The sequence below is a fragment of the Mycobacterium helveticum genome (genome assembly GCF_007714205.1).
Lineage (GTDB): Bacteria > Actinomycetota > Actinomycetes > Mycobacteriales > Mycobacteriaceae > Mycobacterium > Mycobacterium helveticum.
Genome location: NZ_VMQU01000009.1, coordinates 67,344 through 78,513, shown reverse-complemented (window position 1 = coordinate 78,513; position 11,170 = coordinate 67,344). Strand labels below are relative to the sequence as shown.

Annotated in this window: 12 protein-coding genes, 4 tRNA genes and 2 pseudogenes; 6 read left to right on the top strand and 12 right to left on the bottom strand. The window is 67.5% G+C overall.

Going from position 1 to position 11,170, the window contains the following annotated elements; all coding sequences use genetic code 11:
• A pseudogene (locus FPZ47_RS03935) lies at positions 1–430 on the bottom strand (hypothetical protein); the annotation flags it as partial.
• Between the two features lie 514 nt (positions 431–944).
• Here FPZ47_RS03935 and FPZ47_RS03930 point away from each other — a divergent pair.
• Positions 945–1,283 (top strand): hypothetical protein, encoded by a 339-nt coding sequence (locus tag FPZ47_RS03930; protein ID WP_168209355.1) that lies wholly within the window; start codon positions 945–947, stop codon positions 1,281–1,283.
• A gap of 532 nt (positions 1,284–1,815) precedes the next feature.
• Here the strand turns inward: FPZ47_RS03930 and FPZ47_RS03925 are convergent.
• From FPZ47_RS03925 to FPZ47_RS03915, 3 genes are all read right to left on the bottom strand, one after another.
• A tRNA-Val gene (locus FPZ47_RS03925) sits at positions 1,816–1,890 on the bottom strand.
• A gap of 17 nt (positions 1,891–1,907) precedes the next feature.
• Positions 1,908–1,978 (bottom strand) — tRNA-Cys (locus FPZ47_RS03920).
• A 28-nt stretch (positions 1,979–2,006) separates the two neighbouring features.
• Positions 2,007–2,079: transfer RNA gene (locus FPZ47_RS03915), tRNA-Gly, on the bottom strand.
• A gap of 191 nt (positions 2,080–2,270) precedes the next feature.
• On the opposite strand from FPZ47_RS03915, the gene FPZ47_RS03910 reads away from it, so the two are divergent.
• Positions 2,271–2,345: transfer RNA gene (locus FPZ47_RS03910), tRNA-Val, on the top strand.
• Between the two features lie 395 nt (positions 2,346–2,740).
• Here FPZ47_RS03910 and FPZ47_RS03905 read toward each other — a convergent pair.
• Positions 2,741–2,947 carry a cytochrome P450 gene (locus FPZ47_RS03905; RefSeq protein WP_144946268.1) on the bottom strand — a complete coding sequence of 69 codons (207 nt, stop codon included), beginning with the start codon at positions 2,945–2,947 and terminating at the stop codon, positions 2,741–2,743.
• Between the two features lie 252 nt (positions 2,948–3,199).
• A complete protein-coding gene (locus FPZ47_RS30395) occupies positions 3,200–3,322 on the bottom strand; it encodes a hypothetical protein (RefSeq protein WP_342781006.1) in 123 nt (40 codons plus the stop codon).
• A gap of 63 nt (positions 3,323–3,385) precedes the next feature.
• On the opposite strand from FPZ47_RS30395, the gene FPZ47_RS03900 reads away from it, so the two are divergent.
• Positions 3,386–4,057 (top strand): DUF2202 domain-containing protein, encoded by a 672-nt coding sequence (locus FPZ47_RS03900; RefSeq protein WP_144946264.1) that lies wholly within the window; start codon positions 3,386–3,388, stop codon positions 4,055–4,057.
• Positions 4,058–4,082: 25 nt separating this feature from the next.
• On the opposite strand, the pseudogene FPZ47_RS03895 reads toward FPZ47_RS03900, so the two are convergent.
• The 3 genes and pseudogenes from FPZ47_RS03895 to FPZ47_RS03885 form a co-directional block, all read right to left on the bottom strand.
• Positions 4,083–4,344 (bottom strand): annotated as a pseudogene (locus FPZ47_RS03895) (peroxiredoxin); the annotation flags it as partial.
• Positions 4,345–4,813: 469 nt separating this feature from the next.
• Entirely contained in the window at positions 4,814–5,398 is a 585-nt protein-coding gene (locus FPZ47_RS03890; protein WP_144946261.1) for a carboxymuconolactone decarboxylase family protein, read from the bottom strand.
• On the bottom strand, positions 5,398–6,315 hold the full coding sequence (locus FPZ47_RS03885; protein ID WP_144946258.1) for a sulfurtransferase: 918 nt from the start codon (positions 6,313–6,315) through the stop codon (positions 5,398–5,400). Before FPZ47_RS03885 ends, FPZ47_RS03890 begins: the two co-directional genes overlap by 1 nt.
• Positions 6,316–6,619: 304 nt before the next feature.
• Between FPZ47_RS03885 and FPZ47_RS03880 the strand changes: the two genes are divergently transcribed.
• A complete protein-coding gene (locus FPZ47_RS03880; RefSeq protein ID WP_246133210.1) occupies positions 6,620–7,012 on the top strand; it encodes an ArsR/SmtB family transcription factor in 393 nt (130 codons plus the stop codon).
• Between the two features lie 261 nt (positions 7,013–7,273).
• On the opposite strand, the gene FPZ47_RS03875 is transcribed toward FPZ47_RS03880, so the two are convergent.
• On the bottom strand, positions 7,274–7,609 hold the full coding sequence (locus FPZ47_RS03875) for a hypothetical protein (protein ID WP_144946255.1): 336 nt from the start codon (positions 7,607–7,609) through the stop codon (positions 7,274–7,276).
• A 443-nt stretch (positions 7,610–8,052) separates the two neighbouring features.
• Entirely contained in the window at positions 8,053–8,178 is a 126-nt protein-coding gene (locus tag FPZ47_RS30165) for a hypothetical protein (protein WP_281291721.1), read from the bottom strand.
• Positions 8,179–8,333: 155 nt separating this feature from the next.
• On the opposite strand from FPZ47_RS30165, the gene FPZ47_RS03870 reads away from it, so the two are divergent.
• Together FPZ47_RS03870 and FPZ47_RS03865 are read left to right on the top strand one after the other, a co-directional pair.
• On the top strand, positions 8,334–8,624 hold the full coding sequence (locus FPZ47_RS03870; RefSeq protein ID WP_144946252.1) for a hypothetical protein: 291 nt from the start codon (positions 8,334–8,336) through the stop codon (positions 8,622–8,624).
• 92 nt (positions 8,625–8,716) lie between these two features.
• Positions 8,717–9,559, top strand: coding sequence for an enoyl-CoA hydratase/isomerase family protein (locus FPZ47_RS03865; RefSeq protein WP_144946249.1), 843 nt, complete (start codon positions 8,717–8,719; stop codon positions 9,557–9,559).
• Positions 9,560–9,568: 9 nt separating this feature from the next.
• Here FPZ47_RS03865 and FPZ47_RS03860 read toward each other — a convergent pair whose 3' ends face one another.
• Positions 9,569–11,137 carry a long-chain-fatty-acid--CoA ligase gene (locus FPZ47_RS03860; RefSeq protein WP_144946246.1) on the bottom strand — a complete coding sequence of 523 codons (1,569 nt, stop codon included), beginning with the start codon at positions 11,135–11,137 and terminating at the stop codon, positions 9,569–9,571.
• Between the last annotated feature and the right edge of the window lie 33 nt (positions 11,138–11,170).

Sequence of the window (11,170 nt, the reverse complement as noted above, 5' to 3'; positions counted from 1 at the left end):
CGTCATGGCGGGGCGGTGGTGGGGCTGCTTCCACCGTGACCGTTGGCGGGGGTGCCGCTGTGACCGTGACCGTCGACGGCGGCGGAACTGGTGCGGCAGCCGGGATCGTCGCGACAGGTTTCGTGGCATCCGGGACGGGGAGCGGTCTGGTCTTCTTGCCGGAGATGTAGAACCCGAGCCAGGTCACGAGTCCGAGCACGAGCGCCACCGCGACCGCGACGATGAGGATGATGCCGGCGCGTTCCGCGGCTGCTCCCCAGGAGACACCCGCGTCGTCGTCCTCGGCGTGCGACCAGGCCAGTTCGTGCGGGGCGTCGGCGAGCGGAGGGACGATCGCCGTCTCGTCGGCGGGCGGACCGATCGCGGTCGCATCACTGTCCGCGGCGGCCGCAGTCGTTGGCTGCTCCTCGCCCGTGTTGTTGACGCTCATCTTCAGAGGCTCCTGTTCGGTTCGTCTCTGAATGTTCGCACCGGGGGGTGACAACTGTGCGGGAAATGTCCGCCACCGCAAGCACGGGGAGTTCGCCGATGACCGGGACGTTCCGGCAGAACACCCTTGTGACAGTTTCGTCGAGGAGGGTTCCAGACCACGGCGAACGTCAACCAAGCACGATGGTCCACAACTGGTTAGCGGCAGCTGCCCGTTCCACTGCGGCTGGCCGGTGCAATTCCAGTCGCCCTTCGCCCACCACCCGTCGTGCAGGCGTCAGCACGCGAACCGGCCGGCTCAGGTAGGGCAAATGCGATACCTGACGTTTCCCTCGGTGAGGATGCGCTGGCCCCACGTTCTTCGAGAACGGCTTCTCGACTGCTCGTGCGAAACCCTGGCCATCTGGACGTGGGGACGATTACGGTGAGCACACCGAGTGCGCGACGGCGCGCTGGGCGCAGTTGAGGAGGGTTGACTCGTGACCGTTTCCCGATGCCGATCCACCCCTCGGATGATGACCATGAAACCCTTTGCCGCGGCTCTGATTCTGGCGCTGCTGTGCGTTCCCGCCGCGCACGCGGCCCCCGACCCGCACATGCCCGACCCGCTGCGCGACTACTGCCCCGGCGGCGGCGCCGGCAACGTGCTCATGGGCGGCTGGTGCGACGGGGAACATTACCCCGATGGGTCGTACTGGCATAAGGTGATGGCGGGGGGCGCGTACTCGCTGCCGATCATGGTGCCCGGCCAGAGCACGCCGGCCGACCTGGGCATGTCATGTGTGATCGACCCGGACAACGGGCCGGTTCCGCAGCCCGCACCCCCCGGCGGCTGTGGCGGCGCGGTGAAGTAGCCCGCCGAGACGACACAACCGCAAGCCAGAGCGCAAATACAGAACTGCAACCCATCCAGGCGGATGGTCGGGGTCCGCGAACACGACCTGCGCTATCCGAGAAGTTCGCCGTGCAGCGAAGCCGCAGCTCACGCGGGCATGCGATGGCGAGCCAGACGGCTGCTACAGCAACGCCCGGGGGCTTCCAAAGCACGGACGGATGATTGCTACCGTCGCGACCCCGCGCACGAGGCCCCATGGTGTCACCGATTTCGTCTGCCGCGAGGGTTTTCCCGTCATCGGATCGCGGCGTGGCGCGGGCGTCACCCTCGACGACAGTCGCCACGCGTGACCAGACCGCCGGGTCTGGTCGAGCAGTTCTCAGGCGCGGGCCCGCCGGGTGCCGGTGAGGTCCGGTGGCGGCGTCGGCGCCGTCCAGTGCAGCTTGAAGCAGTAGCCTGCGGCAGGTGTGCAGCGCCGCGCCGGCGGGCAAGGGGTAGGTCACGGGCCGTTGTTTGACGGGCTAGATGCCTACTCTGATCTGCGTCAAAGCTGGTGCGCGATACTGGGATTGAACCAGTGACCTCTTCCGTGTCAGGGAAGCGCTCTCCCGCTGAGCTAATCGCGCTGGGGGTTCGAAAGCGGAGGTGGAGACGGGAATCGAACCCGTGTGCACGGCTTTGCAGGCCGTTGCCTCACCACTCGGCCACTCCACCGCTGGGACTGATGCCACTTGCACCTTCGAGCGGATGACGGGATTCGAACCCGCGACCCTCACCTTGGCAAGGTGATGCGCTACCAACTGCGCTACATCCGCGTGCAGCGGGCGAGAGCGTCGCCCGGTGCGAAGGACGACGATAGTCGACAGCGGCGGGCACTGACAAATCTCTAGGTACGTTGCGGTCCCAGGCTGACCGAAGGCTAACCCGGGACGTTCGCGCGAGCATGTGGCGCGCACCGCGGTCTTCGCATCGTGCTAGTCTTCGACGTCGTTCGCCTCTCGGTGCCGGTCCCGTGGCTCAGTGGAAGAGCGTCCGCTTCACACGCGGAAGGTCGCTGGTTCGATCCCAGCCGGGACCACCAGGTCACAGCGTGAATCGTCGGCACCGTGCAACTTCCGTGCAACGTCTGTCGCGTTTCTTCGGGTGACGAGGGCTAGATGAACGAGTCGGATCGGCCGGTCGTGAGGCTGAGCGCTGGTCAGCGGCAGTCGTCGGCCGCCTCGTGGCTGGTGCGCCTCCTTGGTGAGGCCGGATTCGAGTTTTCGCAGACGAGTTTGTCCATGGATCCGTTCATCATCGGTGCGCCAGGTCGCCTGCAAATCACCGGTGACGGGGGAAGACTCCTCCCCATGGATCACCGCGGTGTCGAGCGACCCGAGCCACCGGGAAGAGATCGATCGACTGGTTCAGCGGAGCGGCAAATTGGCTTCCCGGGATTTGGTGTCTGACGAAGATTTCCGTGGTGCTCAGCCGGCATCACCCGTGCGGTGATGATGGTCGCCGAGGAGGCGACGTCATGGCCGGGGGTGTGTCGCGCCCGGATCGCTCGTTGGTGAGCTGCACCGCGTAGCGGTCGAACAACGTGGCGAGCACGATGCGCAGCTCGTATTCGGCGAACGCGGCGTTTAGGCAATGGCGGACGCCGCCGAATGGGATCCCGGCGTAGTCCCCTTTCGCGTCCACCGCCGCCCGAGACCGGCGCCCGAGGGGCTCGAACGCCAGTCCCGGTCGGCTCGGGCCAGGCACGGCGTCGGGGGCGAAGACGGGCCGCGAAGTGTCAGTTGCCGGGCGTCTCGTACCTGCTTGTTCGATCGGGCCGGCAGGTACGGGTATCGAGATGGTCGACGGCTTCATCGACGTCGCCGTTGAATCCTTTGCCGCACAGCAAAAGTATCTCCCGACCAGAGGGTCAAAATTCCGCGTGGGGGTCAGTTTTCACGTGCCGTCGACACTCGTCTTGCCGTAGCGTTCGTACATCCGGAGTCGAGGGGCCAGCGTAGCTGAGCCGCCGTAGCCGTTGATGAAGTCCGACGTGGCGGTGCTGGTGTCGAGGATCATGTCTAATACGCTGACGTCAGGACAGCGTGTTCCTGCCTCCTGCGTTCGGTTGGTGCGTTGAACATGGCTGCCGAGATGTGCGTAGTCGATCCGACCGGTTTCGGGGTGGCCGAACATGAACGGAGTCATCGGATGAATGTGGTCGACAGTTTGGACCCGGCGGCTGGTGGTCCGTTGTCCGATGGAGAGCGGGCGGATCTGGTGCTGATGCGGGAGGAGGAACGGCTGGCGCGTGATTTGTACCGGCGGTTCCACCGGGCGTGGGGTGTGCCGATCTTCGACAACATTGCCGCCAGCGAGCAGCGTCATTATGACGCGATCGGGCGACTGCTCGAGCGGTACGGCGTCCCCGATCCGTCGGTAGGGCAGCCGCCCGGTGTCTACTCCGGCCCTGAACTGCAGGACGCCTACGACATGTGGCTCGCCCGGGGACTGTCCTCGGCCGAAGGGGCTTACGCGGTCGGAGTCGAACTCGAAACTGGTGACATCGCCGACCTGTCTGCGGCCGTGCAAGGCAGTGACGAGGCAGCCATCCAGAGGGTGTACGAGAACTTGCGTGCCGCTTCCGAGAACCACCTGCGGGCGTTCGAAGCGGCGATATCGGGTCGGCCGATAGGCGGCGGTCGAGGGTGGCGCCGGCACAGGCACGGCGGCGGGGATGGTTGCGACGGTGGTCACCACGGTGGTGGAGGTGGTCACGGCCACCGTGGCGGGCGGGGACGACGCGACAGTTGAGGCGGATCGGCGCGGTCCGTCGGCGTCAGCGGGCGCGGATGGCGTGCTCCACGGCAGCTTCGCTGATCTTTTTGGCGCAGAAGAATCCAGTCGTCGCATGCGACACCTTCTTCGGCCCCGGCCATCCGATCGGCGGCCACACTGCAGGATCAGGCGATCGGAACGATGACCGGGTCGCCGGGTCACCAATCGGTCGGGGTGGCCACCCCGAAGCTGTCGGCGGTCTGCAGTGCCTTGATCAAGCGCAGCAGCTCAGCAAATTTGCGGCCGGTGCTCAGCGGGTGGTAGGTCCACCGCTGTCAACCACGGGCCGAGAAACAGGCCAAACAGCGAAAATCAAAGTATTCCAACACTTTACGAGGGTCCCCAACGCAGATGAGGAGCCTCGACTCATCGGCCAGTAAGGTGACCGCCTCGTCACTCATCTCGAACCGTACGTCCCAGCCGTAGGTGACCACTCCGGCGGCGCCCTGGTGTGGAGCCACTCTCAGAACCACCGCTGATGCAGCCCGGCTCGATCGGAGACCTGAACGCTGACCGGGGCTCCCTGGCCGGCCATCGTCCGGACCGCCCCAGCTGAAAGGCCGAGGGTGGCTGGCCCCGGCAGCGTGAGCAGCCACCATCATGCGGCCGAGACGCTCGAAGGCTCTGCCTGCAGTTTTTTCGAGGGCGTGGGGCAGTCGCCGGAAGGCTCGCCTCTGGCGACCGACTACCGCTGGCGCCCGACACCAACCGGGGACCCGGCGGCCGGTTCCCTCAACCCTCGAGCCGATCGAGCGGCACCCCGCAGCTGACCCCTACGCCTTCCATGGCCTCTTCGAGCGGCACGTCGAGGGCGCTGGCCACCGTGGTCGTGTAGCGCATCAGCGCAACCGAGGCCACGATCTCCACGATCTCGGCATCGGTCCATCCGAATGCTCGTAGTTTGTCGGTCATCTCGTCAGTCACCGCGGCCGGACGACGACCGACCGTCCGGGCGAAGTCCACCGCGGCGTTCTCCTTGTCGGTCAACCGGGGAGATGGTTTGCCCTCGATGAGATCCACGCACTCCTGGCGGCTCCACTTCTTGCCCATCAGGGCGATCATGTGGGCCGCGGTGCAGTATTCACATTCGACCTCGTAGGCGGTCACCGCGAAGAACACGCGCTTGAGCTCTTCACGGATGCTTCCCTCCATCGCCGTATTCAGGCTCAGGGTCCACAACGCATCCGTGGTCTCGGGCAGGTAGTTCAATGCCTGCTGGAGCCCGGGCACCATCTTGTAATACGCCTTCACCCGCTCGAAGACCTCGCGCGTGCGTCCCTGCGCCTGGCCGGGATCGATGAGCTTGATTCGCGCCATCACTGCCTCCTTGGGTTCGTCGGTTGATAGCGATCATGTGTCGCAGCTTTCGGTCCGGTCTCCACCGGCCGGCTGGGATCGGCACCCCACTCCATCCACGAGGCGTCGTAGAGGGCGGCGTTCTCGTGTCCCATGACATGCAGCGCGAAGAGGGCGTAGGCCCCGAACACGCCGCCGCCGCAATAGGTGATGACGCGGCGAGAAGGCTCCAACCCGACCGGCTCCCACAGCCGGGCCAGCGCGCTGGCGGGCAACAATCGGTGAGTGACCGGATCTACATGCGACGGCGCCGGCACGTTGTGGGCGGTGGGTATGTGGCCGGCCCGGTGGTTCGGGTACAGGCGCGCCGCACCGGTAAAGAAGACTTCGGGCAACGCGTCGACGATGCAGACGTCGTCACAACCGATGGCTTGAGCCACTTGATCGGCGTCGACCCGGAGCTCGGGCCGGACCCGGGCGGTGAACGTCGCCGGCGAAGGGTCGGGCACCCCGCTGTCGACCGGGAGACCTGCGGCCAGCCAACAGGTGAAACCGCCGTCGAGCAGCATGACGGCGTCATGGCCGTAGTACCGCAAAGCCCACCACAGCCGAGCGGCCCAGGTTCCACCTTGGCCGTCGTAGACCACCACCGTGGTCCCGTCGCCGATCCCGAGGCGACTCATCAGGTCCTCGAATCGCTCCGGCGATACCACCACGACCGGGTCATCTGGATCGGAGAGGTCACCCATCACATCCACGAACACCGCGCCGGGAATGTGGGCCTCGCGGTAGGCGTCACGCTCGGCGACGGCCTCCAACGTTCTCCCGGCGGTGGGCCGGATGGCGAAGCGGGCATCCACCACCCGGACCGACGGGTCGTCGAGGTGCTCGGCCAGCCATTCAACGGTGGCCAGGGCCTCAGGATTGCGGTAGGTCACGGTGTCGGCCCTCGGCTTGTTCGCGCCGGTGCTCCGCGAGTGTCCGGTGGTCCTCCCCGGGCCGCCGCGCCGGGGTTATGCGCCGGCGTCGGTCGAACCAGCTCGATGCCGGGCTGCGACAGAGCGACGGTAATTACCGCACCGGCACGGTCCACGCGCGCCGCGCACTCCGGCCCGGCTGGTCCGGTTCGCCCTGTGCCGAACACCGGGATCAGGGGATTGGACACGCTGGTCTCCGGTCGATAGACGAAACGGGTGGTGCTGGTAGGTTGCGCCAGCATTCGATAAATGTCAATATCTCGATATGCCAGGTTCTCGGAAGGCCCAGGTGGACGCGGGTACGGCGCCGATAACGCCGAGGCCCCAAGACGCAAGGACCTATCCGACGCTGGACGAAGCCATGTCTCGCGACGAGGCCGAACGGATCGCCAAGTTGTTCAAGGCCCTGGCCGACCCGACCCGAGTCCAACTCCTCGGACTGCTCAGAACGAGACCTGGCGGGGAATGCGGCTACGACCTGACCGGCCCACTCGGTATCTCCCAACCGAGCGTGAGCTACCACATCAAGATCCTGCACGAAGCCGGCCTGGTCACCAGGCAGCGTCGCGGAAGCTGGGTCTTCTACCGCATCTGTGAAGAACGGCTGGCCGACATCCGCCGGGCGGCGGGACCCATCCCGCCGGACAGCGCCGCCTGAGGGAACAGCCCCAAGCGGGCTGTGTGCGCGGGGTTCAGGCAGACCCGACCGGCCCTACGACAACGGATCCGCACGCGACATCCGGACGAATCACGCTGCGCCAGAAGGTGTCCGACTGCCTTGCGCACCTTCACCGGGCCAAAAAGTTCCGCGCGATCCGAAACTACCTATCCACCGTCGCCAAACACGGCCAGCAATGTCTTCGATGCCCTCGCCGTGCTGGCCGAGAGCCGACCATGGCTGCTCGCGTGGCCTGACCAGTTACCCCGCATGTTCATGGGAATGGCGTGCCGAAAGTTCGCCCAATTCGGCCAGATGCCGGTCGGCCAACTTATGATGATCCTGCAGCATTCGCTCGGTGAGCTTGCGATGCTCGTCCATATGCCGCGCGGCCAATGACTCATATTCGCTGCTGGACAGACCACCCTGCTTGGCGGCATCGCGATGCTCGGCCAGGTGCCGGTCCGTGAGGGCTCGCAGGTCAGCGAGGTGGCCGTCCGCCAACTCGCGATGCTCTCGCAGGTGAGCCTCGGCCATTTTCTCGTGCTCAGCTAGATGCGCCCGTAAGACCTCGGCGCTTTCCTTTGATGCGGACATGCGATGTCCTCCTTCGGCTAATGTCATTGATGTTAGACGAAAGTCGCGGGTCGCGGTGGGCGCCTTGCTGGCCTGAGCGGCCGCCCCAATCGGATTGGCGATCGTCAGTGGCGAATGGCACCGCGGCGGCCTCGGTCGAGGCGCCCATCTGCGTCGCGGGATCTTCATAACACCTAAAAAGGTGTTCGGTCGTCGTCGCTGTGGGGTGGGGCGGGTCCGGTGTAGGTCGGGCATTCGGTTGGCGCCGCGGTGCGGGCCTCGTGGTTCCGGCGGCGTTCGGCACAGATTTGCGCCGCCCGGTGCTGGGCGCGGGTGTGGCGACGTTGGGGCATCATGGCGGGGCGCTGGCGCAATAGTCGGTTGTCGGGGTGGCCGGATACCGATGCGCGCGGCCGTGCCAGAGCGGACGCGAGCAATCCGTAGTCCCCGACTGCGACGTGAGCTCACCAGCTCTTGCCCAGCGCCGGATCGTCGTCACCTGCCAGCGTGTGCGCCGCCTCGAACAGCAACGCGTGCACGAACGACTGCGGCAGGTTGCCCCGCAGCTGGCGCCGGGCGACGTCGTACACCCGTGCGTACCGCAGTCACCGCTGGATACTTGGTTTGCCCACGCCCAGACGTTCGCGCTACGCACCGGACACGCGACCACGCCGGGCACACCGGCCGGCCCGGGGCGACAATACGTGTGATCGATGAGACCACGACTTCGTGAGGACGGTGGACTGTGAGCAATCTAGAGGGGATCGGCGTGCTGAAACTCGAATGCCCGCAAGGCCATCCCGTCGGCAGGATCCTCAGGGACGCCCCCCACCAGTCGGTCCAGTACGACCCGGGCGCCGCGGTGGGGCAACGCCGGTTCTGGCCGGACGAAGACGATCAGCCGCGCTTCGCCACGCACTGCCGATTCTGCGACAAGCCGGTGGGGGAGGCCGCGGCCACGTTGCAGTCCAAGCTGGCCGACCTGCTCAGCGACACCACCCGGGGCACCGCCGTCGCCACGTTGCCGTACCTGTAGGCGGGGCACCGCCCCACGTACTGTAAGAGCTACAGTAGCCACCGTGCGGCGCGCCGACGCAACGACGCGGGCGCCGACGCGAGAGGAGTCCCGTGACGCAGCACCCCCCGACCCCGCACGGCAGCCCGCGCCCGCCCGAAGGGGACTGGCTGGGCACGCCGTACCTGTCCTTGCAGCGGCAGGGGCCGATCGCGGTGTGCACCATCGACCGCCCGGACGCGCGCAACGCCCTGACCCCGGCGATGTACTTCGGAATCCGTTATGCCGTAGGCCGTCTCAACGCGGATCCGGATCTGGCCGGGCTGCTGATCACCGGAACCGGTGACGTCTTCGCGCCCGGCGGCGACATGGGCGGCGCAACCGGCGGCGCCGACGACTGGATCACCTTCGGCGCCGCGCTGGGCATGGACGTGACGCCGTTCGACGCGGTGCGCACCTCGGCCAAGCCGATCGTCTCGGCGGTGAACGGACTCTGCCAGGGCGGCGGCTTCCAGATCGCGCTGTGCAGCGACCTCTCGGTGGTCAGCGAGCGGGCGACCTTCCGCGTGCCCGAGCTGTTCCGCGGCTACGCCGACACCTACTACGGCCAGATGCTGGCGCGCCTGATCGGGCCGGTGCGCACCCGCGACCTGATGTTCACCGGACGGGTGCTGAGCGCGGCCGAGGCCTACGACTGGGGCCTGGTGAGCCGGGTCGTGCCGCATGAGAGCCTGCTCGCGAAGGCGCGCGACCTGCTGGCCCAGGTGTGCCGCACCGCCCCGCGGGCCCGCGGGGTCATCAAGTCCAGCATCGACAACTACCTGGGCCTGTACGACCGCATCGGCATGACCGCCAGCCTCGGCGACGCCGAGGCGCGGGAGGGTTTCCGCGCCTTCAAGGAGCGCCGCTCGCCGGACTGGGTGCATCCGCAGCTGCGCGCCGCGGGGCGCCTGTGAGGACGCCGCTCATACCTTGCGCGCGCGGTCCCGCCAATACGGTTCCCGCAGAGCAGTTTTGAGGATCTTCCCGCTGGCATTCCGGGGAAGCTCGGCAACCAGGTCGACGGTGCGGGGGCATTTGTAGCCGGCCAGATGCCGCCGGCAGAACTCGATGACGTCGGCGGGGTCGATCTCGCCGGCGGCCACCACGATCGCCTTGACGGATTCGCCCCAGTAGTCGTCGGGCACCCCGATGACGGCGGCGTCGGCGACGGCGGGATGCTTGATCAGCACGCTTTCCACCTCGGGCCCGTACACGTTCTCCCCGCCGGTGATCACCATGTCTTTCAGCCGGTCCTCGACATAGACGTAGTCGTCGGCGTCGAGGCGCCCCACGTCGCCGGTGCGCACCCACTCGTCGGAGGTGATCGTTTCGGCCGTCGCCCCCGGGCGGTTCAGGTAGCCGCTCATGTTCTGGTTGCTGCGCACCCAGATCTCGCCCGGCCGCCCCGCCGGCAGCGGATCGCCCGTCTCGGGATCGACGACCTGGATCTCCGTCCCCAGCACTGCTTTTCCGGCCGACAGTTGCAGGTGGGGCCGGGTGGGATCGCGATGGTCGGCGTCACCGAGCGCCGTGACCGCCCCGCACAGTTCCGTCTGCCCGTACACCTGAACGAATTTCGCGGCGGGCCAGGCCGCCAGCGCCCGGTGCAGCAGGGGCAGCGGCATGGGGGCGGCGCCGTACACGATGTAGCGCAGGCCCGAGAGCGCGGCGGTCGCCGCCTCGCCGCCGTCGAGGAACCTGGCGATCACCGGCGGCACGAAGAACGCGTGCGTCGCGCCGGCTTGCACCGCCCCGACCAGCGCCGCGGCGTCGGGCTCGCGGGTCATGATCGTCGGCACCCCGGGCCGGATGCCGAACAGGGCATAGCCGATTCCGCCCACGTGGAACAGGGGCATGGCGACCAAATTCGCGTCGCCCTCGCCGAAGGGAAGCGCCGGCGCGAGGTTCGCCGCGTGGTTGACCAGCGCGCGCTGGCTCAGCACCACGCCCTTGGGGCGCCCGGTGGTGCCCGAACTGTAGATCACCAGCGCGGCGTCGTCGCCGGTGACCCCGGCGTCGGGGTCCTCGGGAGGCGCTGCGGCGAGCAGGGATTCGTACTCGTCCTCGCCGTCACCCACCACGACGATGCGCCGCAGGCCCGGCACGTGCGCGGCGGCCGCCTGCGCCGCGGCATGCAGTTCGGCGCCGACGAAAAGCAGGCGCGCCCCGCTGTCCTCGAGGACATGCACGAGTTCCTCACCGGCCAGACGCCAATTCACCACGGCGGTCACCGCACCGATCGATGCGGCCGCGAACAGGGTTTCCAGGCAGGCCGGGTGGTTCTTGTCCAGGAACGCCACGCACTGCCCACGCGCGATCCCGGCGGCGCGCAACGCCCCGGCCGCGCGACGAATCCGCGCCGCCCAGTCGGCCCAGGTCCACTGCTGCTCGCCGTAGCGGATCGCCGAGGCGTCGGGGCGCTGCCGTGCGTGCTGCTCGATGAATCCGATGAGCGTGCCCGTCGTGCTGGTGATGGCGTCGGCTGCCGGCATAACCCCTCCGAGTTCGGTGTGTCCCCATCCGTG